Genomic DNA, 25186 nt, shown 5'->3' with positions numbered 1-25186 from the left:
GTCCTCCTGTTGCCGCCGAACAATGGTCGATCGGGCGCCTTCAGACGTCACCTCGGGAGGAAAGTTCAGGCTCTGAAAGCTCAAACTTGCGCGTTCAGTGCCGGCCGCGACCCGCCCGTAGCCCAATCGAGAAGCTCAATCGTGTGTACGACCGGAACTGACGTGCCACTGGCAATCTGCACCATGCAACCGATATTGCCCGCGGCAATCATGTCCGGCTTGACGCTTGCGATGTTGGCGACCTTGCGATCGCGCAACCGGCCCGCAAGCTCGGGCTGGAGAATGTTGTAGGTCCCCGCCGAGCCGCAACACAAATGGCTCTCGGGCACATCTTTCACCACGAATCCATTCTTGGAAAGCAATTCTTTCGGAAGCCCCGTGATTTTCTGTCCGTGCTGCAACGAACATGCGGAGTGATAGGCGACGACGATGTTGTCCTGCCGTGCAGTCGATTCCAATCCGAGGCCGGCGACGTATTCGGTGATGTCCTTGGCGAGCGCGGACACCTTCGCCGCGTCGGCTGCGAAGGCTTGATCCTCGCGCAGCAGATAGCCGTAGTCCTTGATCACGGTGCCGCAGCCGGAGGTCGTCACCAGGATGGCGTCGAGCCCCTCGCCGGCGGCCTCCGCACTCCACGCCGCGACGTTGGCACGCGCCCGCGCCAATGCATCCTGGTCGTTGCCGAGGTGATGGGTCAGCGCGCCGCAGCACTGCTCGTCCCTGACCAGGACGACCTCGATGCCGTGGCGGGTGAGCAGGCTGATGGCGGCCTGGTTGATGCGCGGCGCCAGCACCTGCTGGGCGCAGCCCTGCAGCAGCGCGACCCGGCCGCGCTTCTTGCCGAGGGCCGCGAACACGCTGCCCGGGAGCGGTCCCGGTGACGGCAGCCGGTGTGGGGCCAGCGCCAGCATCGCCTTGAGGCGCTGGATCAGGCCGGGAGTCGCCGAGGGCCGCGGCGTCGGCAGAAACACGGCCAGCGGGCGGGCCAGCCGCGCCAGCCACATGCTGATGCGAAAACGCTGCGGGTCCGGCAGGACGAAGGCCAGCACCTGGCGCAGCAGGCGCTCGGCCAGCGGACGCTGGTAGCGCTGCTCGATCCTGACCCGGGCCTGGTCGACGAGGTGCATGTAGTTCACCCCGGAGGGGCAGGTCGTCATGCAGGCCAGGCACGACAGGCAGCGGTCGACATGCTTGACCACTTCGGCCGTCGGGGCTCGGTCCTTCTCCAGCATCTCCTTGATCAGATAGATGCGGCCACGGGGGCTATCGAGTTCGTCGCCGAGCAGCACATAGGTCGGACAGGTTGCGGTGCAGAAGCCGCAATGGACGCAGGCGCGCAGGATCTTGTCGGCTTCCGCGATATCGGGGTCGGCGAGCTGGGCCAGCGAGAATTCGGTCTTCATGCCGCAGCGCCCCGCGTCAGACGTCCCCGGTTCAAGATCGTCTTCGGATCGAAACTGGCGCGTACCCGTTCGCTCAGGGCCGCGATGCCGGGCGCCTGCGGATGGAATACATCGACCTCGCGCCTGACATCCTCGGCCGCCCGGATCAGCGTGGCGTGACCCTCGACCGCATTCGCGCACGCACGCACGACCGGGGCATGCGCGTCGCGCTTCGGCGGCAACGCGGCCCAGATCAAGCCGCCGCCCCAATCATAGATCACGTCACCGCCGGTCTCGCGCGCCAATTGCGTCCCCAGCGCCGCGCCGGAGGCCGGCGGGCAGACGATCCGCCAAACCGGCCAGGCCCCCAGCGCGCCGCCGGCCGCGAACGGCAGCACGTCGCGCAGCGTCGCCCACAGCGCGGACGACGCCGCGTCCTCGATCAGGGTTGCGGTTCCGAACGGCGTCAGCAATTCACGCAGCGAGCCGGCGCGGTGGGCGGCGGAGGCGGTGATGCCCTCGAGCCGAAGTGCGGTCAGCGCCTCGCCCTGGCCTGCAATGTCGCCAAGCCCGTCTGTCCTGGCCCGAAACGCCGATTTCGGCAAATGCGCGGCACCGGAGACGTCAAACGGCGAGCCCAGCGCCGCGGTCATCGCCTTGTTGGCGGCGGCATCATCTAACCCGCGCAGCAGCAGAGTCCGCTCGGCCTCCGGCTTCGGCATCACTTTCAGCGTGACCTCGGTCATCACCGACAGCGTGCCCCAGGACCCCGCGAGCAGCTTGCAGAGGTCGTAGCCGGTGACGTTCTTCACCACCTTGCCGCCGGTCTTGAAGCTGTCGCCGAAACCGGAAACGGCATGCGCCCCGAGCAGGTGATCGCGCGCCCCGCCCGCCCGGATGCGCCGCGGCCCGGCAAGCCCGGCTGCGATCATGCCGCCGATGGTGCCCAGCGCCGGCGTGCCGAGCAGCGGTGCGGTGTTCATCGGCTCGAAGGCGAATTGCTGGTTCTTGGCGTCGATCAGCGACAGCACGTCAGCGAGCGGCGCGCCGGCCTGGAGCGTCACGATCAGCTCGTTGGGCTCGTAGGAGGTGACGGCATTGAGCGCGGAGATGTCGAGCAGGGCATTGGTCGCCATGGCATGGCCAATGCTGCGCTTGCTGCCATGGCCGATGATCTCGAGCGGCTGCTCATTGGCAATCGCCGCGCGCACCACCTCTTCGACGTCTTTGGCGTCTCTGACCTTGAGCGTATCCACGGGAAAAGGCGGTAGCGAAATTCGCGTCGGAAATCAATTCGCGCGACGCTCGAGCCTCTCATCCCAAAGGCGGCTTCACGCACGCACCACCCGCTGACGAAAGGCCATATGCGCCTGCCCTCCCCGGCCCTGGAAGAGGGCACTCAATGCCGCTCAGAACCTTGGGATGTCCGGGAACGCCAGCTTCCCCGCATGGACATGCATGCGGCCGAGCTCGGCGCAGCGGTGCAGGGTCGGAAACACTTTTCCGGGATTGAGCAGGCCCTGTGCGTCGAAGGCGCATTTCAGCCGCTGCTGCTGGTTGAGATCGATCTCGGTGAACATGTCGCCCATGAGGTCGCGTTTCTCGATGCCGACGCCGTGCTCGCCGGTCAGCACGCCGCCGAACTCGACGCAGGCGCGCAGGATGTCGGCGCCAAAAGCCTCGGCGCGCTCGATCTCGCCCGGCTTGTTGGCATCGTAGAGGATCAGCGGGTGCAGGTTGCCGTCGCCGGCGTGGAACACGTTGGCACAGCCGAGCTGGTATTTTTCCGAGAGTTCGCGAATGCGCGCCAGCGCCTTCGGCAGCGCGCCGCGTGGGATCGTGCCGTCCATGCAGAGATAGTCGGGCGAGATGCGGCCGACGGCGGGGAACGCTGCCTTCCGGCCCGCCCAGAACAGGTTGCGCTCGGCCTCCGAATTGGAGATCTGCAGCGTCACCGAGCCGCAGTCTCTTGCGATGGTCTCGACGCGCGAGATCAGCTCGTCGACCTCGATCTTGGGACCGTCGAGCTCGATGATGAGCAGCGCTTCGACATCGAGGGGATACCCGGCATGGACGAAAGCTTCGGCCGCGTGGATCGCGGGCTTGTCCATCATCTCCATCCCGCCGGGAATGATGCCGGCACCGATGATGCGCGCCACGCATTCGCCGGCCGCCTCGACTTGCGCGAATCCGACCATCAGCGCGCGCGCCGTCTCCGGCTTCTGCAGGATGCGCACCGTGATCTCGGTGATGACGCCGAGCAGCCCCTCCGAGCCGGTGATGACGCCCATCAGATCATAGCCGGCGTTCTCGCACCCCTTGCCCCCGATGCGCAGGATCTCGCCGCTCATCAGGACAATCTCGCAACCGAGCACGTTGTTGGTGGTCATGCCGTATTTCAGGCAGTGCACGCCGCCGGAATTCTCGGCGACATTGCCGCCGATCGAGCAGGCGATCTGCGAGGACGGATCGGGCGCGTAGTAGAAGCCGGCATGCGCGACCGCCTGGCTGATCGCGAGGTTGGTGACGCCGGGCTCGGTGACAACGACGCGGTTCTCGAAATCGATCTCGCGGATGCGCTTGAACTTGCCGAGCCCGAGCAGCACGCCGTCTTCCAGCGGCAGCGCGCCGCCGGATAGCGATGTGCCGGAGCCGCGCGGCACCACCTTGATACCCTGCGCGGCACAATATTTCAGGATGAGCGAGACCTGCTCGGTCGTATCGGGCAGCACCACCACCATCGGCGGCTGCCGATAGGCGGTCAGCCCGTCGGATTCATAGGCCCTCATCTCGGCGGCACTGTCGATCACGCCTTCACCTGGCACGATTGCGCGCAAGGCGGCGACGATCTCGCTGCGACGCGCCAGCACGTTCTGGTCGCCCGCGGGCATCATGATGGCCATATTAGAAGCCTTCGTCCGACGGAGGAAATTGTCCCGGCAAATCAATCATGTCTTGCCCTCTTTGGGTAGGGTCCTCCGAAGGTCGCATTGCTTTGTTGCAGCGCAAGTTCTCTCTGGGGCAAGTCGGCTATCGGGAAACCTGTCAAGGTTTCGCGGCTTGTCCACCTGCACCGGACCTGCGAAAACCACGACCCTCCATCTGACCCGGGAAGAGACGAAGAGCACCCTTATGACAAAACTGACTTTCGGCGCGCTGACGCTCCTCACCGTCATTGCCACCGCACCCGCCGCGATGGCGCAGGATGTCGCGGCCGGCAAGACATCGTTCAACAAGTGCCTGGCCTGCCACGCGATCGGCGAAGGCGCCAAGAACAAGGTCGGCCCCGAGTTGAACGGCCTGAATGGCCGCAAGTCGGGAACTGCGCCGGACTACAGCTATTCGGATGCGAACAAGAATTCCGGCATCACCTGGGACGAAGCGACCTTCAAGGAATACATCAAGGACCCCAAGGCCAAGATTCCCGGTACCAAGATGGCATTCGCCGGCGTCAAGAACGAGACCGAGATCAACAATCTCTGGGCCTTCATCTCGCAGTTCGACAAGGACGGGAAGATCAAGCAGTAAGCGGCGCGAACGGCGCCCGCCGGAGCTTCGGTTCTGATCGGATCAGAACCGAAGCGCCGGCTTCTTGTTTTTGACGCGCTTTCTTCTCGCGAGAAGGTACCCACGCCGCTCGAAAACGCCTTAGCCGGCGGCTGCCGGCGCCGGGGCGATGTTTCCGATCATCGTCTCGATCTCCGTCTTCACCAGATCCGGCACCGCGTTCTGCACCATGTGGCCGAGATCGGGCAGCACGAGCAGCTTCGCATTCGGCACCAATGCTGCAAACGGGCGCGCGTGGATGCTGGTTTTCACCGTCTTGTCGGGCTCGCCCGCTATGATCGTGACCGGCGCCTTGATCTCGCCATAGCGCGCGACCTGCGCGAGCACTGCCTCCTTCAGCGTCACCAGGTCATTGGCATTGGCGATGAACTCGCGCGGGCGCAGCAACAGCGGCGTCGCGGAATCCTGCACGAAACCATCCGGCATAACTTGCGGCAGGAACACGTTGCGCGCGCCGGCCTCGGTGACGAAATAGCCGAGCGGCAGCGTGATGGTGTAGGCGAGCAGCGGGCCGATCACCGGCGTTGCGATGAGCTCGTTGTAGCGCCCGACGCCGCCGCGCCAGGGATGGGTGACGGGCGCCAGCATCACGAGGCCGGCGACGCGGGCCGGATGATCGAGCGCGATCCGCGCGCCGAGCGCGCCGCTCCAGGAATGCACGACGAAGACCGCACGCGCGATGCCGAGCTTTTGAAGCGCCTCGTCGATCATCCGCGCCTGGACCTCGGGCGTCGAATCCTGCCGCCGTGCGCGCGTGCTCCAGCCGTGGCCGGGACGGTCGATCAGGATGACGCGGTGGTCCCGGGCGAGGAGGTCGCCGAGCGGACGCCGCATCGCTTCGAGATTGGAGCTCGCGCCGTGCAGCATCACGATCGGCAGGCCGGCTTCGCGCGGACCGATGTCGACGACGTGAAGCACGGCGCCATCGACCTCGATCATGCGGCCCTGCGGCGGAAAGGCGCGCTGCACGGCGAGGACACCCGCCTGCGTGACCAGCGCCAGCAGAACCAGCGCCGTCACGACTGACATCACGATCATGGAGCGAATCCGGGCGATCCAGGGCACTTCACAATTACGAGCGTGGCGCGTGGCAGTTTCGCCCCGGGCCTTTCGGCACTTCCACAGAAATTAAGGGGCTGTGGATATGTCCACAATTGCCAAACAGGAAAAACAAATGGAATCAATGATATTGCCCTGCGACACGCAAGCTTCGGACCAGCTTCATGCGACCGTCATCGCGGCTTCCATATAATCGCCACGGTCGGTTCCGCCATTTAGGCGCGGGTGGGCGCCGATCCTCCTTGCAGCCTTCGGGGGATGCGGGACAGGCCGGCGGGAATTGTCCTGGTTTGAACCGGAGAATGTCGATGAACTTCAGATCGAATGACACTGCGATCGACGAAATCGTCGCGAGCTGCAACGGTGACCTGCGCGGTGCCGTGCGGGCGCTGCTCCTGATCAACGAGCATCTCGAGGCGGAGCTTGCCAAGGCCTACGCCGCGGCTGCGGATCGCGACCTCGCCGAGCGCGGCAGCAGCGTCCTGCACTAGTCCTGGCTCGTGCTGTCGTCGGCCTTTTCCTCGTCGGAGGCGGGCGCCGGACAGGCGCGAATCGTAGATTGGGCAAGCTTGGCATCGGCCCTGGACTTGTAGGGACCGTCGCCGAACCAGATATCGCCGATGATGATCGGATTGCTGGTCACGATGTCGCATTTGCCGGTGGCGCGATTGCCGACCACCCAGAACAGTCCGTCGGCAAAACTCATCGTTCCCGACGCGAGCAGCAAGCTACCCGCAAAGATCAAGCGCTTCATGGCTGTGCTCCTGCGATGCAGGTAAGCCAGTGGCGACGCCGGCAATAGACCTCGAAACGCCGCGCCTGCGATCTTGGTTAATCCGAAGACGCTGCGTTCCTTCAACAACTGATCGAGTTCGAGGCTAGATGTCGCGGCCTTCGACCTTTTCGGTCAGCGCCTTGACCTGATCGGGAATCTTCTCGAGGTGAGGATTGACGGCGAGTGCCTTGCGGTAGGCCTCGAGCGCACGCTTCTCGTCCCCGACCTCCTGCATGATCATACCGAGGCCGGCGAGCGCGCCGAAATGGCGGGGCTCGCGGATCAGCACCTCGCGGATGTCGGCGAGCGAGCGGCCGTAATCGTTGTGCATGTAATAGAGCGTGGCACGCCGGTTCCAGGCCTCGATGTAATCGGGCCTGAGCTTGATCACCGAATCCAGCAGCTTGATCGCGACGTCGATCTTTTGCGCGTCGACCGCGGTCTTGGCCCGCGACATCAAGAGCGAAGCGGTGTCGCTCGGGGTCTGCAGCCAGATCGCCCAGATTCGCGCCTCGACATGCTTGGCGCTGGCCTCGTCGGGCGCCGCCTTCAACGCGCCGAACAGGAAATCGAGATTCTTGCTGCGGTCGACCTTGGGCAGCTTGGACGGGGCCTCCGGCAGTTTCTTCTGCTTGCCGGGCGGCTCAATCTGCTGCGCCAGGGCTGGAGCCAGCCCGGCGGTTCCCAGCGCGAGGGTCAGACACAGGGTATGCGCGAAACGGAATCTCACTGCCATGGCGAAAGTGTAAACGCGCAAAGCCGCCCTTGCAAAGCAAAGGCGGCGTCAAACTCGTGTGAGACCGTGGTCTTGCGGGGCGCGCGACAGGCAAGCGCGAGGGCAAGCTTAGCCCTGGCGAGCCTTGAAGCGGCGCTGCACCTTGTTGATCACATAGACCCGGCCCTTGCGGCGGACCAGGCGGTTGGCGCGATGGCGACCGCGCAGCGATTTCAGCGAGTTACGGACCTTCATGGCAGAATCCTGAACGTTCGAAAGGCCGTGTTCGGCACTACCGTTTCGGCACGCGCGAATGTGGCAAAATGAGATCTTGCCCGCCGGCGGACCGACCGCCCGGGACGGGGCGGTTCTTAAGGCATGGCGGGAGGTCATGTCAATGTTAACCGCCCGGTTCCGAACCGGCAATTTCGCGAAAACAACCCCATGCACAGTAGAAGCGGCCGGATCGGCCCGATCTTCCTCATCAGAGGCCAGGCGCAGCAACGACTCTTGCGGCCTGCGGTTTTGCTTCCAGCAACGCCTTGCCAAATTCGTTATATCATATAATCAATTCGGCAACCCGTCGGGAGGAAACCAATGCCGAAGCTCAAGCTGCCCAATATCGACGATGTCGTCGCCATCGACATCCACACCCATGCCGAGGAGCCCTGCGGCTGCCATCCCGACGACGGCTATGACGACTTCCAGGCGCAGATGGCGGAATACTTCAAGTCGCCGAACAAGCATCCGCCGACCGTGCCGGAGACCGCGGCCTATTACCGCTCCAAGAACATCGCCGCGGTGATCTTCCCTGTCGATGCCGAGCGCGAGACCGGCTTCCGCCGCTACAACAATTACGAGATGCTGGAGGTCGCCTCCGAGCATCTCGACGTCCTCATTCCGTTCGTCTCGATCGATCCGCACAAAGGCAAGCTCGGGGCACGCGAGGCGCGCAAGCTGATCGAGGAATACGGCGTGCGCGGCTTCAAATTCCATCCGACCATGCAGGGCTTCTACGCCAACGACCGCATGGCCTATCCGCTCTATGAAGAGATCAACAATGGCGGCGCGATCGCGCTGTTCCACACCGGCCAGACCGGCGTCGGCTCGGGCATGCCCGGCGGCATGGGCATGCGGCTGAAATATTCCAACCCGATGTACATGGACGACGTCGCGGCCGATTTCCCCGACCTCAAGATCATCCTCGCCCACCCCTCCTTCCCCTGGCAGGAGGAGGCGCTGTCGGTCGCGACCCACAAGCCGAACGTCTACATCGATCTCTCCGGCTGGTCGCCGAAATATTTCCCGCCGATCCTGGTGCGCTACATCAACTCGATCCTGCAGGACAAGATGCTGTTCGGCTCGGACTGGCCGGTGATCACGCCGGACCGCTGGCTGTCGGATTTCGCCAAGATCGACATCCGCGACGAGATCCGGCCGAAGGTGCTGAAAGCGAACGCGCGGAAGCTGCTGGGGATCTAGGCTAAAGCGTAATGAGATCAGGTTGCCAACGGAGTCCCACCCCTCTCCCGCTTGCGGGAGCGGGTCGGGGAGAGCCTGTTTCAACAACGGGACAATCCCCTAGAGGAGGAAGCCCTCACCCGTCGCGCGAAACGATGCTTCGCATCGCCCGCGACGCGCCCCTCTCCCGCGAGCGGGAGAGGTGAACGAGACCCCAGACCTGCGCCGGGCCCCATCGACGAACACCTAAATCAGGCGTCAGAGAGGTGCTGCCAACCGACCCTGCACCTGCAATGTCGTGATCTCGCCAATGTCGACGCGCTTCGTTCTCATAGGCGTTCCCTAATCGCAGCGTTGAAATTATCGTTGTTGCTGTCTGGATTTGATGTCGAGCAAGTTCAGCAGCGTTGCAGTCGCGATCATCGCCACGATGCCACCGAGACTAAGGGCTAACTGCATCGCAAGCCCGTCCGAGATGTCGTGCTTCGCCACATCGGCAGCGAACGACAGCAGGACGCCGAGACAATAGATTGGTAGCGAGTTCTGGCCACAGAGGATCGCACCGCGCATCACCGGCCTCATCGGCCCTGGCCATTTGCGAGGCATGAACCATGCCGCCAAGACCGCCATGGCCAAAAAATGCAGCAGTCTAAATGGATCGAGATTCGATTTGTCCAAGGGGTGCAGCTTCGGCAGCTGCGGAATTACTGCTTCCAGGGGCCTGATGTGCCAGCTCAAGGCGACGATCAAGCTGAGCAGCAGATACAAGACTGAAACTGTAAGAGCTGTGCGTGACATCAAAAACGGCAGCACTCTCTCGCCCGCGATCGTCCACCAGGCGCCAAGTACAACCAGCAGCTGCCAGGCCAGCGGATTGAAGGCCCAGTGGCCGTTGGGCCATGCAGTGACGGTCCAGCCGAAGATATGCACCAGCGCATAGAGCGCCAGCGAGGCGCCAAGCGTCACGTTCGGCAGACGCAGCAGCAGCCACAGCAAGGGCGCGAACGAGAGATGAAAAAGCACGAAGATCGGCAACACGTCGGTATTGACCGGACGGTATTGCAGGATCGCCGTGCGCGCGAGCGTCGCGCCCGGATCGTCCAGTAGAATGCGCGTATTGCTCTCGTCAGCAAGGCGGCCTCCGCCTGCAACGTGAACCAGGATGGCGCAAGCGAGCGTGAGCAACAGAAATGCGACATAGATGTCCCAGCTTCGCCGCACCGTCCGGATGATCACTCCGGTCCAGCCCTCGCGGCGCCATGCCTTGCCGTAGGCCATCGCGCAGGTTACGCCGGAAATGAACATGAATGCTTCGGCGGCATCGCTGAAGCCGTAGTTCCGTAGCGTCAGCCAACTTCCGATGTTGTTGGGAACATGGTCAAGAAAGATGCACCACAGCGCGACGCCCCGACAGGCATCTATTCGCAGGTCGCGGCCCTGGCCTTTCAGCTCCGACAGTTCGCCGACAGCCAACCTCGGGATGGTAATTTGGTTGCGCATCCGGCTTTTCCCCCAAGCAGGCAAAATGGACCTGCCGCTGGAGGTACTGAGGTGAGTTGGTCACCTTCAAAGGCTGATTTTTTTTGCTGTCACCGGAGATGAATTTGCGCACCAGCATTGAGCTTTGCCGGCTTCGCACAATCAGTTGAGTCAAGCGATCCGCTATTGGACATTCGAGCGCTGCGGTCAATCCGGCAAAGTGTCCAAAACGGTCAATTCCTCGGCAGCCTTGTCGAGCAGCCCCCTGATGCGCTGATAGCTTCGCATGCCCAGGAGAGAATTGAGCGCCTTTTCGTCGACGTAATAGCGACGGTCCTGTCGATGAACGAGACCCCAACTTCGCAGGCGTTCCAGTCTGTGCAGGACTGTCGTGCGGGGCACACGCATGTACGCCGCAATCTTAGCGACGGAAAATGGCCTGTCTTCAAACTGACCAAGAGCTACGCACAACCCAATGAAGAAGATTTCCAAGCGGCTACCAAAAGGCTCACTTGCAGGAGCATAGGCTCCGTGCACGGTTCTCATGATGTCGATCATCAGGCGACAGAGCACCAACCGTTGTCGCGCCGCTCTGATCCCCTTCGAAGCAACTTCGCCAATCAGTCTTCCCATCGCCGCGGGCTTTCCGAGCTACGCCCGGGCTGCCTGCGCCGACCCCGGACGTCGGTTTCTCACTTTAAGGCCAAACTCATCGTATCGAAAAACTGTATCGGTCTGAAAGAGGTGCAAATTGCTTGCGAGCCGCCCATCGAAGCCGTCGTCTTCGATGCCTACGGTTCGCTCACCGAGAGGATGCGTTTCCGGGCGATGGCGAGATCACCACGCAGGTCTGGCGCATCAAGCAGCTCGAATACACCTGGCTGCGCTCGCTGATGCGGCGCTGGCGGCTTTTCGTCTCTGAGGCGGGCAAGCCGGCCCGAAAACTGCAGCCCTAAAACTCCAGCTTGTCGCGTATCGCCTCGATCCCGGCCCTGGCGCAGGCTTCGTCAGCATCACCGCCAGGCGCCCCGGACACACCGACGGCCCCGACCAGCGAACCGCCCGCTTCGACAATCAATCCGCCACCTATGATCACCGTGCCGGGGAGATTGCGGATACCGGCCTGCATCATGCCAGGTTGGCTGACGGCATTCAGTTCGGTGGTGCTGGTCCTGAATGTTGCTGCGGTCCACGCCTTGCCCGAAGCCGTCGAAACGGTGTGAGCGCCTGCGAACCTGTCGCGAAGGATCACCTGTGTCCCCCCGAAACGATCGACGACCGCGACGGCGACCTGGTACCCGCGCGATCGGCAATCGCCAAGCGATGCCCGGGCCAGGTCAAGCGCCAGCTCGGGACTCAGGGATTTGTAGGTCGCGAGCGGCTCCTGCGCCATTGCCGGGTACGCGAGCATCAACGGGACGGTGGCCGCAAGCAGGGTTCGAGCGAGCATGGCTTCTCCGACGTGAGCAGGTCCGGCGCCGACTTTTGGCCTAGTTCAGCGCACCGTATGTCAGGTCGTCGAACAAGGTGACACTGTCGGCCTTGGTCCACAAGCCGATCATGCCGGCGTCCTTGATCGATTGGTCCTCGACCTCGAACATCGGCTTGCCGTCATACGTTACCTTGAACAACTTTCCCGCGAATTCGCACCGCAGGGAATGCCATTGGCCCGACGGCACCGATACCTTGACGCCATAGCCGCCTTTCCGGCCGACGATATCGAGCGCGCTGCGAACACCCTTGATCGTCTTGTAGAGCACGACATTGTCTTCAAGCGCATTGGCCCGTACCACATAGTAATTGTCGGCATCCTTTGCACGCCAGACAATACCGGCCGCACGATCCTCGGAGCCTGCGATCGCCTTGAACTTGACCTCGACGAACCCGTCCAGGATGCTGATGCCGTTCCTGAGCGCAACTGGAAACGTCGCCTGACCGGATTGTTTGAGGACGTTCGGCTTGCTGGGCGCCGTCAACTCCACTTCGACCGTCCATTTGGGCTGGCCACGGCCCGTCATCGTCAGAGTCCAGCCTTCGGGCGCTGCGCCGGCCGCTGCGTTGTCAAAGTTCACAGTTTCTGCCATCGCGTTTCCTCCCACCAACAACAGGAACAACGCCGCCCCCGAGAGCGCTGCGCTCATTTTTTGCATCTAAGCTTCCCGCCTGTATTGATCGTACAGTGTTGCAGCGTTGTCCCATTTGATCGCTTCCATGTAGATGTCGACATACTTCGCGGCAGCGGCGCCATAATCCATGTGATAGGCGTGCTCATACATATCGAGCACCAGCACGGGGCGTCCGGCGGCCAGCGTGGTCGTGTGGTCGGCGGCCCATTGATTGACCAGCCGCTTGTCGCGTGGCGAGTAGGAAAGTATCACCCAGCCGGAGCCGCCGCCTTCGGCCTTGCCCATGGCGGAGAACTCCGCGCGCCACCGCTCCATGCTGCCGAAATCGCGCGCGATGGCGTCGGCAAGTGCCGTGCTCGGCTTGCCGGCACCACCGAGCCCGTCGAAATAGATTTCGTGGAGGATCATCGAGTTTGACGCGACGAGTTCCTCGCGCTTCAGGCCATTGATGACGAAGTTCGGAGCTTTCGCGAAGTCGAGCTCGGCAAGCTGCGTTCCGATCGCGTTGAGTCGTTTTACGGCGCCGACATAGTTGTTCTCGTAGTGGCTCACGAGCACCTTCTCCGAGATGCCGGCAATGGATTTCGGGTCGAACGGCATCGGCTTGGCCTGGTGTGTCATTGGCAGGGCTCCTGTTGGCTGATTGACGTGCGCAAGGGCTTGCGTCCCCGTGAGTATTGCGGTCGATGCCGCAGCAGGCCCCACGCCCCTGACGAAGTCCCGGCGGTCGGGTATTCGTGGTCACGGAATCCTCCACGTCATCATCGTCCCCGACGTGCCCCGCGTGCTCGCCAGCTGCTGGTGCTCGCTGTCCTGTCGCGCGCGCAAATGGAGCGCGCGGCCCTCGTCGATACGGACATCGACGATGGGTCGGCGCGCTGGCGGCACCAATTGACGGGACAATTTCGCTGATGAGTTCGAGATGAAAGGAGACATGCAGCGTCCTTGGTGACCAGGACGCGATGCTTGGGCATGTCGCCTCGCGGGGAGATCGCAAATCCCCGTGCCGTGAATTAAGCGCTCTGCCGCCTGGCGTGTCAATCTGCCAGGCGAGGTCAACGGGGTGACGATTTCTTGAAGAGAGGTCCGACCTTGTCGCGCGCCGGGCCGCTTCGGTATTGTCGGTGCGCGCTGCAAATATCACGGAGGAGCGAGCCAATGAGCATCAAAGCCGTCGTCTTCGACGCCTACGGAACGCTCTACGACATCCAGTCGGTCGCAGACGTCACCGAGGATGCGTTTCCGGGCTATGGCGAGATCATCACTCAGGTCTGGCGCATCAAGCAGCTCGAATACACCTGGCTGCGCTCGCTGATGCGGCGCTACCGGGATTTTGACGCGGTCACCCGCGACTCGCTCGCCTATACGCTGCGCATGCTCGGGCTCGCCTACGAGAGCGAGGGCTTCGAGCGCGTGATCGAAAAATATCTACATCTCGATCTCTATCCGGATGCAACAGGCGCGCTTGCAGCCTTGAGGCCGCGAAAACTCGCCATCCTCTCCAACGGCAGTCCGGACATGCTGGACGGGCTGGTGCGCAACTCAGGGCTCGACGGCCTGCTCGATGCCACCATCAGCGTCGATGCGAAGAAGATCTTCAAGCCGAGCCCGGCGGCCTATGAGCTGATCGGGGAGGTGCTCGGCACCAAGACGGACGAAGTCCTGTTCGTGTCCTCCAATCCCTGGGACGTGGCGGGCGCGAAGTCGTTTGGGCTGAACGTCGCCTGGCTCGAACGGGTGACGCCCGAGGCGATGGCGCTGGCTTGCGTCGAGACCGAACTCGTGGCACCGCTGACAATGTTCAAGGCGATCCGCACCCAGATGGACGAGCTCGGCTTTGCGCCGGACCACCGCGTCCGCTCGCTCTCCGAGCTGCCAGCTATCATCTAGGGCAGGTACCGCCGCCCGCCCGAGAGACTGGAATGAGCCTGGAATCTGTTCGCGCCTTCTTCGCCGAGAAAGCCCCCGACGTCACCGTCATCGAATCCCCGATCAGCTCCGCGACGGTGGCGCTGGCGGCCGAAGCCTATGGGGTCGAGCCTGGACGGATCGCCAAGACGCTGTCGTTGCGGATCGGCGAGCGCGTGATCCTGATCGTCGCCGCGGGCACCTCGCGCATGGACAACAAGAAGGTGAAGGCGCAGTTCGGCGGCAAGCCGAAGATGCTGGGGCCGGAAGAAGTCGCCGACATCACCGGCCACGAGGTCGGCGGCGTCTGCCCGTTCGGGCTGAAGGCGCCGCTGCCGGTCTATTGCGACCTGTCGCTGAAAGCGTTCGACGTGGTGGTGCCGGCCGCAGGCTCGACCCACAGCGCGGTGCGCATCACGCCCGAGCGCATGGCGGAGTTGACCGCGGCCGAATGGGTCGATGTCTGCGAGCACAAATCCTAGAGCCGCCTAGTCGTCGTCATCGTAATAAGGCGGAGGCGGAGGCGCATTGTTATAGCGCGGGGGCGGGGCGACGCGGTTGCGCGGCACCGGCTGCTGCGCCTGGTTGCTCGACTGAAACACGGCGCGGCAACCGCTCGAAAGGCGGGGCGTGTTCTGCTGCAAGCAAGCCACAATACGGTTCCTGTCCGGAATCTGGTCGCCGCACAGGCGCCACACATCCGGTGTGCAGGCCATCTGCTGTTCCATGGTTCCGCGATATTCCTGGGCGGAGGCAGCGCTGTGGACGACGATGCCGCCGATCGCAAGCGCCACACTCAGCGCAATCCGCTCTGCTCGCATAGTTCCATCCCTTCCCGAGTCTCTCGAATTCTCATCAAACAATGAGACGCGGGCAGGTTCTGAACCAACAACAAAATGTGAAGGCAATGCGGAACCTACTCCACCTTGCCGATCTTCTTCACCGCCGCGATCAGCCGCGCGCTGTCGGCCGCCACGAATTCGGAGAAGGCCGGCGCGTCCTGATAGGCGACGAGACTGCCTGATGTCTCGAATGCCTTGAGCACGTCGGGGCTCGTCATCACCTGCGCCATCGCCTCGCGCAGCCGGCTGACGATCGGCGCGGGAAGAGAGCTCTGCGCAAAGAGGCCGGCCCAGATGTACATCTCGACGTCCTTGTAACCGAGCTCCTGGAAGGTCGGCACGTCCGGGAAACTCGCAACGCGCTGCGCGCCGCAATTACCGAGCACGCGCAGCTTGCCGTCGTCGACCTGCGGCTTCAGCGTGCCGGGCGCGGCCGCGATCGCCTGCACGGTGCCGCCGAGCAACGCGGTGAGCGCAGGACCGGCGCCGCGGAACGGCACGTGCAGCAGCTTGATGCCAGCGCTGTTTGCGAACATTTCCATCGCCACATGCAGCGTACCGTAGGGGCCGGACGAGCCGTAGGTGATCTGGCCCGGCCGCTTCTTCGCATCCTCGATGAAATCCTGCGCTGTCTTCCACGGTGCCGAGGCCGGCACCGCGAGTAGCGTCGGATCGGCCAGCACGCGCGCGATCGGCATGAACTGCGAGACCTCGTAGGCAACGGGACGATCGAACAGCCGGTCGGCCTCCGGCAGCACCGCGAGCGAGGACAGCGTCATCAGCAGCGTGTAGCCGTCGGGCTCGGCGCGTGCCGCGGCGGCATTGCCGACCGATCCGCCGCCGCCGCCGGCGCGATTGTCGACGATGACGGGCTTGCCGAGGATCCGCTCCAGCGCCATCGCTACGGGGCGCGCCGCGAGATCGGCCTGGCCGCCGGCCGGAAACGGCACGATCATGGTGATGTTGCGCACCGGATAGGCTTGCGCGAGGGCCCTGTCCGGTACAGCAGCCCGCAACAGCGGCAATGCCGCAACGGCGCGCAAGAGATCGCGTCGATCCATGTGCCTCCCCAGATTTTCTTTGTTTCTCCGGCCAGCCTAGCGTGGCGACCGGCAATAACAAGCCGTTAACCAGGCATTAACCATGTCCGACCGGGTGCGGAACGCATCGGCGGACCTGCGGGTTGCCCTTGCCGGGAGGGAGTGATGTGCAATCTTGGGACTATCGACGTCGCCCTGGACGAGATGCTGGTCAATCTCGCCGCGATCGTCTTGCGGCTTTCGGAACCGGACGCGACGCGAACACCGGAAGCGCGGCAGGCCCTGGCGAAGTCCGTCCATCAATACGCGGTTTGCGCGGCCCACTCGACCGACCCGCGTGTCCACGAGTTGAAGACGCGATTGGAGGGAACGCTGAAGCCGAATCTCCGCATCGTCGCGATCAACGGCGTGCAGGTGTCGTAGCCACACGCCGTCATTGCGAGGATCCCTTGCGACCAAGCCATCCAGAATTCCCTCGGCGGTGACACTCTGGATTTGCTTCGCCGCGCTCGCAATGACGAGATAGTCGGGACCGCTCTCCCTACGCTCCCTTCACCTTCCCGCGCGGCCGCCGCTTGCAGGTGCCGGGCAGGTTGGCGGCGAGGAAATCGCCGAGCGCTTCGACGCGTGCGGGACGCGGGCCGCCGGGTGGCGTCACCAGGTGCACGGCGCCTTCGGCCTGCTTCCAGTCCTTCAGGATCACTTCGACGGCGCCGGACGAAATGGCCTCGCCGACGATGAATTCGGGCAGCTCGGCGATGCCGAGGCCGGCGATCAATGACGGCATCACGGCTTCGCCGTTGTTGACGCGGAGCGGGCCGCCCGGACGCACGCTGGCCTGCTCGCCGGCCGAATTGGTGTAATGCCAGATGTTGGGCGTCGACATGTAGGCGTAGCTGAAGCATCTGTGCTCGGCGAGATGCATCGGATGCGTCGGCCGGCCGTGACGCTTCAGATAGGACGGCGCCGCCACCGTGAAGCGCGGCATGGTGAAGAGCCGGCGGGCGATCAGCGAGGAGTCCGGCAGCCGCGCGATCCGCACCGCCATGTCGAACCCTTCGCCGATCAGATCCACGGTCGCATCGCTTAAGTGCAGATCGACCGAGACTTCCGGATAGGCCTTGAAGAACTCCGGCAGCAGCGGCGCCACCGCCTTGATGCCGAACGTCATGGGCACGGCGAGCCGCACCAGGCCTCGCGGTGCGACCGATTGCGCGAGCGCCTCGTTCTCGGCCGCCTCGCCATCGGCAAGCAGGCGCGTCGCCCGGTCGGCGAGCTTGTGGCCGGCATCGGTCAACGCGAGCCGGCGCGAGGTGCGGTTGAACAGGCGGGCGCCGAGCCGCTCCTCCAGCCGGGTCACGGCTTTCGACACCGTCGCCTTGGACATCGTCAGCTCGCTCGCGGCCCCCGCAAACGACCGTAACTCCACGACTTTTGCGAAGATTGCGAGCGCCTCGAAATCGGGGAGTTTTGCCATCGATCAACCCGTCTCGGTGAATTTCAGGAAACAATGCGTTTCAACAGTTTCTATTTCTATACCACAGGCCGAGGCTTATCCAAGGCCAATCGCAAATCCACGGAATGGAGAAATCCAATGACCAAGAAGCTCTCAGGCAAGGTTGCCCTCGTCACCGGCGGCTCGCGCGGCATCGGCGCGGCATCCGCACGCGCTCTCGCCGATCAGGGCGCGGATGTCGCCATCAGCTATGTCGCTTCGCCGGACAAGGCGGAAGCCGTCGTCGCGGAATTGAAGGCCCGCGGTGTCAAGGCCCGTGCCTACAAGGCCGATCAAGCCTCGGCCAAGGAGGTCGATCAACTGGTCAGGAGCGTCGGCAACGATTTCGGCCGGTTGGACATCCTCGTCAACAATGCCGGCGTCGCCGTCGGTGGACTGATCGACGATCCTTCGACCGACACCGCCGCACTTGCACGCCAGGAAGACATCAACGTGCACGGCGTGGTCGCCGCGATCCGTGCGGCCTCGAAGCTGATGGGTGAAGGCGGCCGCATCGTTACGATCGGCTCCGGTATTGCCACGCGCGCCTCGTTCCCCGGCCTCGCGGACTACGCGGCAACCAAGGCTGCGATCGTCGGCTACACCAAGGGCGCTTCCCGCGACCTCGGACCGCGCGGCATCACGGTCAACGTGCTGCAGCCGGGTTCGATCAATACGGACATGAACCCGGACGACGACCGCGAATTCGCCGACGCACAGCGCAAGCAGCACGCTCTGCAACGCTTCGGCACTGCGGAAGAGATCGCGGCCGGCGTGGTCTTCCTCGCAAGCCCGGAAGCCTCCTTCGTCACCGGCACCGTGCTCAACATCGACGGCGGGTTTGGCGCCTGAACAAGGCGTCACCCGTCCAACCCAAGGAAGTACGCAAATGATCGAACTCAGACCTTTCGCAAAGCTCGGCGGCGCCGACCATGGCTGGCTCAAGGCCAAGCATCACTTCTCATTCGCAAGCCATTACGACCCGAACAACATGGGTCATGGCGCCTTGCGGGTGTGGAACGATGACGAGATCGCGCCGAACACCGGCTTTCCCGCCCACCCCCACGCCAACATGGAGATCATCACCTATGTGCGCGAGGGCGCGATCACGCACCAGGACAGCCTCGGCAACGAGGGCCGCACTGAAGCGGGCGACGTCCAGGTGATGAGCGCCGGCAGCGGCATCCGCCACTCCGAGTACAATCTCGAGCCGACCCAGACGCGGATCTTCCAGATCTGGATCGAGCCGACGCAACGCGGCGGACAGCCGACCTGGGGCTCGAAGCCTTTCCCCAAGGCCGACCGCTCCGGCAAGCTCGTCACCATCGCGAGCGGCTTCGAGAATGACACGGACGCATTGCCGATCCGCGCCGATGCGCGGGTGCTCGCCACCACGCTGAAGGCGGGCGAGAGCGCCGAGTACGCGCCGCAGAAGTCGCGGCATCTCTACCTCGTGCCCGCGGCGGGTGCCGTCGAGATCAACGGCGTGCGCGTCAACGCCCGCGACGGCGCGGCGATCCGCGACGAGGACCGGCTGAAGATCACGGCGCTCGAAGACTCCGAGCTCGTGCTCGTCGACGCGGCTTGACGATTCAAACGACCGATCATCTCACCAATCCCAACGGAGACCACCATGACCAAAGTTCTCGTCCTCTATTATTCCGCCTATGGCCACATCGAGGCGATGGCCAATGCCGTCGCCGAAGGCGCGCGCGAGGCGGGCGCCACCGTCGACATCAAGCGCGTGCCGGAGCTGGTGCCGGCCGAGGTCGCGAAAGCCTCCCACTACAAGCTCGACCAGGCCGCGCCCGTTGCCAAGATCGAGGATATCGCCAATTACGACGCGATCATCGTCGGTACCGGCACCCGCTTCGGCCGGATGGCCTCGCAGATGGCGAACTTCTTGGACCAGGCCGGCGGGCTATGGGCGAAGGGCGCGCTGCACGGCAAGGTCGGCGGCGCCTTCACCTCCAGCGCGACCCAGCATGGGGGCCAAGAGACGACGCTGTTCTCGATCATCACCAACTTGCTGCATTTCGGCATGGTCGTGGTGGGCATGAACTACGGCTTTGCCGGCCAGATGAAGCTCGACGAGGTCACGGGCGGCGCGCCCTACGGCGCCACCACGATCACCGGCGGCGACGGCAGCCGCCAGCCCAGCGCCAACGAGCTCGCCGGCGCGCGCTATCAGGGCCGGCAGATCGCGGAGACGGCCAAAAAGCTGCATGGCTGATGCGACACGGGCGGCATTCTCCTTCGGGACTGCCGCCCCATATGCATGAGCAGGATATTTGACCCGAAGCGAGACGAATGGCTTTCGAACTCTTGTTGATCGCGCAGATGATCCGCAAGCCCGCACAGGCGTTGGCGCGGCGATGGTATTGCCGCAGCCTGTTCCGCGCTTCGCGCGGCCGGCTTCACTGCGCCGGGTGCACGGGATCGTGAGACGGCAATCGCCGTTACACTTGCGTGATGCCGGCGTGAGGCTGGACTAGCTCTGTCCTCATGGGGGGCGGCGCCGTCGACAGCCACCAGCCCTCGCCGGCAAACCAGCAGGTCTCGTCGGGAGCGCCCTCTCGCCGCAGCGACTGCACGCCCTCCCATCCTGTCGCGAACGCATCTGCCAATCGACGGGCGGCATCCGCATTCTGCAATCCCGCACAGCCGATGAACTGGGCGCGGCTGAGGAATTTCGCCGGCCAGATCGCGCCGTCATCCGGGCGGGTAATCATCAACATGCCGCCGGGCGTGCCTTCGGGCGCCAGCGGAAACACCAGCCGCCCGCCGGGTCGCAGCGCCTCGAGCCATTCCGCGGCCGGCTGCGCCGCGCCCGCGCAGACATAGATCACGTCGGCAGCCGGCAGATCGGAGGCGATACCCGAACGGTCGCGCACATCCGCATGGGCGACATCCTCTAGATTTTCGCGCGCAAGTCCCGCCAGGCGCTCGTCGATCTCATAGGCGTGGACGCGGCCGCGGGGTCCGACGAGATGCGCGAGGATCGCGGTGTAATAGCCGCTGCCCGCGCCGATCTGGATCACGGTCTCGCCCTCCCTGACGGCGCAGCCGGTGAGCCAATAAGCGTGTGCACTGGGCATGCCGATATTGAGGCCACGGACCGGATCCAGCGCGAGCAGCGCGTTCTGATAGAGAAAGGCCGGATCATCATCGGGCGTTACCACGTAAGGATGACCGCCGAAACAGATCGACCACGGCCCGGGCCCGACGAAAGGCTCGCGCCTGACGGTCCGAAAGGCCTCCTCGAGACGCGGATCCGTGGCTTTCGCCGCCGCACAGATCAACCGCGCGTAGAACGCGCGATATTTGGCCGAACGATCTTCCATGTCGCCTCCGGGAAATGAGGGCGAGGATAACACAACGTCTGCGACAATCCAATGGTCATGCAACCCGGAGTTATTGTCCGGTTTCAGCGTCCGCCCTTGTCCATCGCCCGCGCCGCAAGAGCGGCGAGCCTGGGGTGACGACGCAGGCCCTGGGCGGCGTGGTCGCGCCAGGCAAGAGGCAGCCCGCGCCAGGACAGCGCGACGCTGGCATCGGTCAGCGGCACCTGCTCGGCGCCAAGCCGGCGCTTGTAATCCTGATTGCCGATGCTGAGATCGAAGCGGCGCACGCCCTGAGCATGCAGCGCCGCCATGGTGCGTTCGGCCACCAGCAGTCCGGGCGAGCAGCTCGACCAGGAATCGCCTGCGTGGCTGATGCGCAGCAGGAAATAGGTCGCTCCGTATCTCACGCCGAGCGTGGTGGCGACGATGGCTGCGTCGCATACCAGTGCCGAGATGACGGCATAGCCTTCTGCGACACCCTGGCGAGCAACCTCGCGATAGAAGCGGGCATGGGTGTCGTCGTTGAGAACGAAGCGCGAGCCGAGCTTGCGCATCCGTGCCTGCTGCTGGACGTCCATCACATCCAGCAGCTCGCGCGTCCGCGCGGGGTCCGTGGCAATCTCGAACCGCGCACCGGCGTGACGGCTGAAGACGCGCCAGCAGCGCGGCATCTGCATGCGCTTGATCGAGGCCCGATAGTCCTCATAGTCGTCGCCCATGAGCACGAGATTGCCGTTGACCGAGCACGATCCGGCGCGGCCGAGCGACACCAGCGGGTTCGGCTTGCCGCCGACCTGCGCCGGCATCTTCTTCAGGCGCAGCAGGTCGAAGCGGTCGGGCAAGGCGCGCAACGATTCGACCAGGGCCTTGCCGATTGCATCCATCGCTGCCGGATCCAGCGCCGCATCAAGCGCCAGGATGGGCGCGTTGTTGTCGGAGACGCCAAGGTCGGCGAACTCGACGATGCGGATACCGCGCCTGACATGACTGATCATCGGCACGAGCGCGATGTCCTTCCCCGTCGCGGCATCGGAGATCACGGCGATCAGCGGCTCGGCCTTGGCAAACGCTTCGTACCAGGCGCCGAGCCAGTAATCATGCTGGAAAGCCGTGCGATGGCCGGCATTCAGGCGCGATGCAGCCTGCCGCCACTCACGCAGGAAATCGACCGCGATTCCCGACGTGCTGGACACGAGACCATCTGGCTGCTCGACGCTGAGAAACGTCATCCCCGGGACATATGATTACTGAGTGTTTCGAGATAGATTATGTTTTGTCGCAGGCTACAAGCGACGTTGCGGCTTATCGTTAAGCCGGTGCCACCACAGTTCCGCGACTGCGACAAGCTGTCAGTGTTGGGGTTCCGTCTGGTCGACGCACTGGAACCTGGCGAGAAAGTGCAGGCCCGCCACCGCCAAGGCGAACATGAACCAGATCGGATTCTGCCGTTCGAGCAGGAAGGTCTCGGTGGCGCCGTAGTAAAGGCCGAACAGCCAGACAGTCAGGAACAGCCTTGCCAGTGCACCGCTGCGATTGTGAGCCTGGGCCGTCTGGAAATTGTGGAGCGGCGCGAGCACGAAGACCAGGATCACCAGCGCCAGCCCCGGCAGGCCGATCGTGACCGCGAGGTCGAGATAGGAGTTGTGGCTGTGTGCCGCTGACGTCGCCCACTCGGCGCCCTGGGCGGTCTGCCGCGCGGTGACGTCGTCCCAGAAGGCCGCGTAGCCGTGGCCAATGACCGGCTTTTCGGCGGCCGCCGCGAGCGCGAACTCCCAGATGGCGGAACGGCCGGTGAAGGTGGGATCGAGCGGAAGCAGCCGCGTCATCGCCCCGAGCGACGGGCTGAGCACGCTGCCCACCGTCAGCAGGTTCATCGCGATCAGCGGCACGAAGCAGATGAGCCGCTTGAGCCACAGGCTGCGCGTGACATAGACCAGCGCGGCCAGCGCGTAGATCGCAAGGCACAACACCGAGGAGGTCTTGCCGCCGGTGAAGATCAGGAAGATGCCGGCGAGCGCGGCGATCGCCGGCCCCATCACGAACGACCCGACGGCGGACAGGTAGATGCCGACATAAACCAGCACGGTCATCACCGGCGAAGCGACGTTCTTGTGGCCGAAGCTGCCGCGCCAGTCGCCGGCGAGCTGCGGCTCGGTGACGTCGAGCGCGGTGTGGATCGAATATTGCGGGGCGAGAACGACGCCGAGGTAGCACAGTGCAAGCAGCGCGAGTGCGACGGTGCCGAGGCACACATTGAAGCTGCGCTGCGTCGGCGGCAAGAGCGGCAGCAGAACGGCGAGCGCCGTCACGCTGGCCGCGAGCACGAAACGCTGCATCGAGACGCCGCGGCTCTCGGAGAAGACGATGTTGATCATCAGCCAGGCGACGAGACACACATGCAGCGGCCTCACCAGGCTCCTCAGCGCGGGCGCATCCGTGACCGCGACGAGCAGCACCGCAACCGCAGCCAGAAGCCCCCAGGCAACGTAGGTGAGTGCCATGCGTCCGCCGACGGCGGTGGCCGCGTCCTCGCTGCGCAGGTCGGGAAACGGATCGAGCGTCACCAGGATGAGAAGCAGGGCCGCAATCGCGACGAGACAGCGCGCCGCCCGCGCGGCATTCAGCCCGGCAAGGCCGTCGCGCAGGAGGCTGGCGAGCGATGGAGCCTCGACGTCAGTGGTGTCAGCGGCGCTGCGATCCATGGCTCAAGGCAGGGGGTGAAGCCGGCGGAAGCCTCACGTCGTACCTCATCCCCATTAACCAACCGTCAACCAGCACGCAGCTCTGCGGCCGAGCAGCTCTGTCGCGCCCCGTCGACATTTCTGCAGGCTCGATGCCGCCGGCTTAACGTTACTCGAGGAAACCGGCGCCGTGCAGGCCTTGTCCGCAACGATTTCCCGGCAATGCGAGTATCATCCGCCGCGAGGTTTCGATCGCTGGTTCCACCAGCTCGCCAGAATGCGACCCGGTTAACAGTTCATTAAAGACGAGCCGCCGCTTGATCACCGCCGAAGACATTCTCGAATTGCCGACCTCCTCTCGCGCCGCGACGCCGGCGCGTCTGCCGCTGCAGGTCGGCTCGACAACGGCGGTGTCCGTGGTCATTCCCGCCAAGAACGTTGCGGCCTATATCGGCGAAACGCTCGCCAGCGCGCTCGCACAGGACGAGGTGGGCGAGGTGATCGTCGTGGACGACGGCTCGACCGACGAGACCGTCGCGATCGTTCGCGCCATCCGTGACCCGCGGCTGCACCTGATGCGCAACGACGCCGCCGGGGTGTCGGCCGCGCGCAATCTCGGGGCGCGGCATGCGAGCGGCGAGTGGCTGCTTTTCCTCGACGCCGACGACCGCCTGCGCCCCGGCGCGGTGGCGGCCCTGCTCGCGGCAGCCCGCGGCGCGCCGCGCGCGGTCCTCGTCTATGGCGACTACAACACGATCGACAACGAGGGACGGCAGATCGGCCGGCGCGACCTGCTGAAAGGACGCCGCAAGCCCTCGGGCGACGTGCTGGCGCGACTCGCAGCCGGCAATTTCATCGTGAATGGCGGCATCGCGCTCGCACGCGCCGAGGCCTTCCGCGCCGTCGGCGGCTTCGATACCTCGCTGAGATATTGCGAGGACTGGCATTGCTGGTGCCGCCTTGCCGCAATCGGCGAGTTCGAGTTCGCACCGAAGCTGCTGCTCGACTACCGCCTGCACACCGCCAACACCATGAACGCGGCGGTGCGGACGCCGACGGATTTCTTTCCCGCGATCGCGCGTGTCTTCGACGACGGCCTGATCCTGGCGAGACTGCCCGCAGGCACGGCAGCCGGGCTGCGCCTTGCCGCGGAGATTCACCTCGTCACCTATTCGGCGATGCAAGCGGTCCGCTTCGGCCGGTATCGTGACGCCCTCGGCTATCTCGCGATGGTGGGCCGGCGCTCACTCAAGGCGCTGCCGGGCGCCGCGGCCAGGACAGCTCTCGCCCGCTTCGGCATCTAGCCCTTCTC

General features: G+C 64.3%; 28 protein-coding genes and 1 pseudogene. 11 read left to right on the top strand and 18 right to left on the bottom strand.

From position 1 onward, the window contains the following. Positions 1-80 precede the first annotated feature (80 nt). The 3 genes from glcF to ACRQ5Q_RS05095 form a co-directional block, all read right to left on the bottom strand. The gene (glcF, locus tag ACRQ5Q_RS05105) at positions 81-1403 is read right to left on the bottom strand and encodes a glycolate oxidase subunit GlcF (protein WP_439396320.1); all 1323 of its coding nucleotides are present in this window, start codon (positions 1401-1403) and stop codon (positions 81-83) included. After that, the gene (locus ACRQ5Q_RS05100; RefSeq protein ID WP_439371205.1) at positions 1400-2638 is read right to left on the bottom strand and encodes an FAD-binding protein; all 1239 of its coding nucleotides are present in this window, start codon (positions 2636-2638) and stop codon (positions 1400-1402) included. The genes glcF and ACRQ5Q_RS05100 overlap by 4 nt, the downstream gene beginning before the upstream one ends. Positions 2639-2791: 153 nt before the next feature. Continuing rightward, positions 2792-4285, bottom strand: a complete 1494-nt coding sequence (locus tag ACRQ5Q_RS05095) for an FAD-linked oxidase C-terminal domain-containing protein (RefSeq protein ID WP_439396318.1) — start codon at positions 4283-4285, stop codon at positions 2792-2794. 229 nt (positions 4286-4514) lie between these two features. On the opposite strand from ACRQ5Q_RS05095, the gene cycA reads away from it, so the two are divergent. After that, entirely contained in the window at positions 4515-4910 is a 396-nt protein-coding gene (cycA, locus tag ACRQ5Q_RS05090) for a cytochrome c-550 CycA (protein ID WP_439371207.1), read from the top strand. Between the two features lie 120 nt (positions 4911-5030). Here the strand turns inward: cycA and ACRQ5Q_RS05085 are convergent, their stop codons facing one another. Next, positions 5031-5987, bottom strand: coding sequence for an alpha/beta fold hydrolase (locus ACRQ5Q_RS05085; RefSeq protein ID WP_439371209.1), 957 nt, complete (start codon positions 5985-5987; stop codon positions 5031-5033). Between the two features lie 329 nt (positions 5988-6316). Between ACRQ5Q_RS05085 and ACRQ5Q_RS05080 the strand changes: the two genes are divergently transcribed. After that, the gene (locus tag ACRQ5Q_RS05080; protein WP_439371211.1) at positions 6317-6499 is read left to right on the top strand and encodes a hypothetical protein; all 183 of its coding nucleotides are present in this window, start codon (positions 6317-6319) and stop codon (positions 6497-6499) included. On the opposite strand, the gene ACRQ5Q_RS05075 is transcribed toward ACRQ5Q_RS05080, so the two are convergent. The 3 genes from ACRQ5Q_RS05075 to ykgO form a co-directional block, all read right to left on the bottom strand. Continuing rightward, positions 6496-6762 (bottom strand): hypothetical protein, encoded by a 267-nt coding sequence (locus ACRQ5Q_RS05075; RefSeq protein ID WP_439371213.1) that lies wholly within the window; start codon positions 6760-6762, stop codon positions 6496-6498. The genes ACRQ5Q_RS05080 and ACRQ5Q_RS05075 overlap by 4 nt on opposite strands. 124 nt (positions 6763-6886) lie before the next feature. Next, positions 6887-7519, bottom strand: a complete 633-nt coding sequence (locus ACRQ5Q_RS05070; protein ID WP_439396316.1) for a tetratricopeptide repeat protein — start codon at positions 7517-7519, stop codon at positions 6887-6889. A 108-nt stretch (positions 7520-7627) separates the two neighbouring features. Next, a complete protein-coding gene (gene ykgO / locus ACRQ5Q_RS05065) occupies positions 7628-7753 on the bottom strand; it encodes a type B 50S ribosomal protein L36 (protein ID WP_006611362.1) in 126 nt (41 codons plus the stop codon). Positions 7754-8095: 342 nt separating this feature from the next. Here ykgO and ACRQ5Q_RS05060 point away from each other — a divergent pair, with 342 nt between their 5' ends. Beyond that, on the top strand, positions 8096-8980 hold the full coding sequence (locus ACRQ5Q_RS05060) for an amidohydrolase family protein (protein ID WP_028180449.1): 885 nt from the start codon (positions 8096-8098) through the stop codon (positions 8978-8980). A 339-nt stretch (positions 8981-9319) separates the two neighbouring features. Here the strand turns inward: ACRQ5Q_RS05060 and ACRQ5Q_RS05055 are convergent, their stop codons facing one another. Both ACRQ5Q_RS05055 and ACRQ5Q_RS05050 read right to left on the bottom strand, forming a co-directional pair. Next, entirely contained in the window at positions 9320-10459 is a 1140-nt protein-coding gene (locus ACRQ5Q_RS05055; protein ID WP_439396314.1) for an OpgC domain-containing protein, read from the bottom strand. A 186-nt stretch (positions 10460-10645) separates the two neighbouring features. Next, positions 10646-11071, bottom strand: coding sequence for a hypothetical protein (locus ACRQ5Q_RS05050; protein ID WP_439375807.1), 426 nt, complete (start codon positions 11069-11071; stop codon positions 10646-10648). Between the two features lie 117 nt (positions 11072-11188). Between ACRQ5Q_RS05050 and ACRQ5Q_RS05045 the strand changes: the two are divergent. Beyond that, a pseudogene (locus ACRQ5Q_RS05045) lies at positions 11189-11352 on the top strand (haloacid dehalogenase type II); the annotation flags it as partial. Positions 11353-11390: 38 nt separating this feature from the next. On the opposite strand, the gene ACRQ5Q_RS05040 reads toward ACRQ5Q_RS05045, so the two are convergent. The 3 genes from ACRQ5Q_RS05040 to ACRQ5Q_RS05030 all read right to left on the bottom strand — a co-directional run bounded on the left by ACRQ5Q_RS05040 (position 11391) and on the right by ACRQ5Q_RS05030 (position 13185). Further along, a complete protein-coding gene (locus ACRQ5Q_RS05040) occupies positions 11391-11888 on the bottom strand; it encodes a GlcG/HbpS family heme-binding protein (protein ID WP_439396313.1) in 498 nt (165 codons plus the stop codon). 40 nt (positions 11889-11928) lie between these two features. After that, positions 11929-12522, bottom strand: coding sequence for a hypothetical protein (locus tag ACRQ5Q_RS05035; protein ID WP_439396311.1), 594 nt, complete (start codon positions 12520-12522; stop codon positions 11929-11931). Positions 12523-12588: 66 nt separating this feature from the next. After that, positions 12589-13185 (bottom strand): superoxide dismutase, encoded by a 597-nt coding sequence (locus ACRQ5Q_RS05030; RefSeq protein WP_439371221.1) that lies wholly within the window; start codon positions 13183-13185, stop codon positions 12589-12591. A 537-nt stretch (positions 13186-13722) separates the two neighbouring features. On the opposite strand from ACRQ5Q_RS05030, the gene ACRQ5Q_RS05025 reads away from it, so the two are divergent. Both ACRQ5Q_RS05025 and ACRQ5Q_RS05020 read left to right on the top strand, forming a co-directional pair. Then, the gene (locus tag ACRQ5Q_RS05025) at positions 13723-14454 is read left to right on the top strand and encodes a haloacid dehalogenase type II (RefSeq protein ID WP_439396309.1); all 732 of its coding nucleotides are present in this window, start codon (positions 13723-13725) and stop codon (positions 14452-14454) included. A gap of 32 nt (positions 14455-14486) precedes the next feature. Next, positions 14487-14954 carry a YbaK/EbsC family protein gene (locus ACRQ5Q_RS05020; RefSeq protein WP_439371223.1) on the top strand — a complete coding sequence of 156 codons (468 nt, stop codon included), beginning with the start codon at positions 14487-14489 and terminating at the stop codon, positions 14952-14954. A 6-nt stretch (positions 14955-14960) separates the two neighbouring features. Here the strand turns inward: ACRQ5Q_RS05020 and ACRQ5Q_RS05015 are convergent, their stop codons facing one another. Both ACRQ5Q_RS05015 and ACRQ5Q_RS05010 read right to left on the bottom strand, forming a co-directional pair. Continuing rightward, positions 14961-15293: a hypothetical protein gene (locus tag ACRQ5Q_RS05015; RefSeq protein ID WP_439396307.1), complete on the bottom strand. Its 333-nt coding sequence runs from the start codon at positions 15291-15293 to the stop codon at positions 14961-14963. Positions 15294-15388: 95 nt separating this feature from the next. Further along, a complete protein-coding gene (locus tag ACRQ5Q_RS05010; RefSeq protein WP_439396305.1) occupies positions 15389-16375 on the bottom strand; it encodes a tripartite tricarboxylate transporter substrate binding protein in 987 nt (328 codons plus the stop codon). Positions 16376-16519: 144 nt separating this feature from the next. Here ACRQ5Q_RS05010 and ACRQ5Q_RS05005 point away from each other — a divergent pair, with 144 nt between their 5' ends. Next, a complete protein-coding gene (locus ACRQ5Q_RS05005; RefSeq protein WP_439396303.1) occupies positions 16520-16777 on the top strand; it encodes a hypothetical protein in 258 nt (85 codons plus the stop codon). Positions 16778-16895: 118 nt separating this feature from the next. Here the strand turns inward: ACRQ5Q_RS05005 and ACRQ5Q_RS05000 are convergent, their stop codons facing one another. Further along, complete coding sequence (locus ACRQ5Q_RS05000) at positions 16896-17831, bottom strand: LysR family transcriptional regulator (protein WP_439371228.1); 936 nt, start codon at positions 17829-17831, stop codon at positions 16896-16898. Between the two features lie 117 nt (positions 17832-17948). On the opposite strand from ACRQ5Q_RS05000, the gene ACRQ5Q_RS04995 reads away from it, so the two are divergent. From ACRQ5Q_RS04995 to wrbA, 3 genes are read left to right on the top strand one after another with little or no spacing between them, the layout of a single operon-like run. Beyond that, a complete protein-coding gene (locus ACRQ5Q_RS04995) occupies positions 17949-18701 on the top strand; it encodes an SDR family NAD(P)-dependent oxidoreductase (protein WP_439371230.1) in 753 nt (250 codons plus the stop codon). A gap of 37 nt (positions 18702-18738) precedes the next feature. After that, positions 18739-19437 (top strand): pirin family protein, encoded by a 699-nt coding sequence (locus tag ACRQ5Q_RS04990; protein WP_439371232.1) that lies wholly within the window; start codon positions 18739-18741, stop codon positions 19435-19437. Positions 19438-19482: 45 nt separating this feature from the next. Then, the gene (gene wrbA / locus ACRQ5Q_RS04985; RefSeq protein ID WP_439371233.1) at positions 19483-20082 is read left to right on the top strand and encodes an NAD(P)H:quinone oxidoreductase; all 600 of its coding nucleotides are present in this window, start codon (positions 19483-19485) and stop codon (positions 20080-20082) included. A 226-nt stretch (positions 20083-20308) separates the two neighbouring features. Here the strand turns inward: wrbA and ACRQ5Q_RS04980 are convergent, their stop codons facing one another. The 3 genes from ACRQ5Q_RS04980 to ACRQ5Q_RS04970 all read right to left on the bottom strand — a co-directional run bounded on the left by ACRQ5Q_RS04980 (position 20309) and on the right by ACRQ5Q_RS04970 (position 23895). After that, a complete protein-coding gene (locus ACRQ5Q_RS04980; protein WP_439396301.1) occupies positions 20309-21193 on the bottom strand; it encodes a protein-L-isoaspartate O-methyltransferase family protein in 885 nt (294 codons plus the stop codon). 83 nt (positions 21194-21276) lie between these two features. Continuing rightward, on the bottom strand, positions 21277-22422 hold the full coding sequence (locus tag ACRQ5Q_RS04975; protein ID WP_439396299.1) for a GNAT family N-acetyltransferase: 1146 nt from the start codon (positions 22420-22422) through the stop codon (positions 21277-21279). A 120-nt stretch (positions 22423-22542) separates the two neighbouring features. Continuing rightward, on the bottom strand, positions 22543-23895 hold the full coding sequence (locus ACRQ5Q_RS04970; RefSeq protein WP_439396297.1) for an O-antigen ligase family protein: 1353 nt from the start codon (positions 23893-23895) through the stop codon (positions 22543-22545). A gap of 296 nt (positions 23896-24191) precedes the next feature. Here ACRQ5Q_RS04970 and ACRQ5Q_RS04965 point away from each other — a divergent pair, with 296 nt between their 5' ends. After that, entirely contained in the window at positions 24192-25178 is a 987-nt protein-coding gene (locus ACRQ5Q_RS04965; protein ID WP_439371238.1) for a glycosyltransferase, read from the top strand. The last annotated feature ends 8 nt before the right edge of the window (positions 25179-25186 follow it).

Origin of the sequence: Bradyrhizobium sp. PMVTL-01 (assembly GCF_051861855.1) — a bacterium.
GTDB lineage: Bacteria > Pseudomonadota > Alphaproteobacteria > Rhizobiales > Xanthobacteraceae > Bradyrhizobium.
This window is presented reverse-complemented; position numbering and strand designations above follow the sequence as displayed.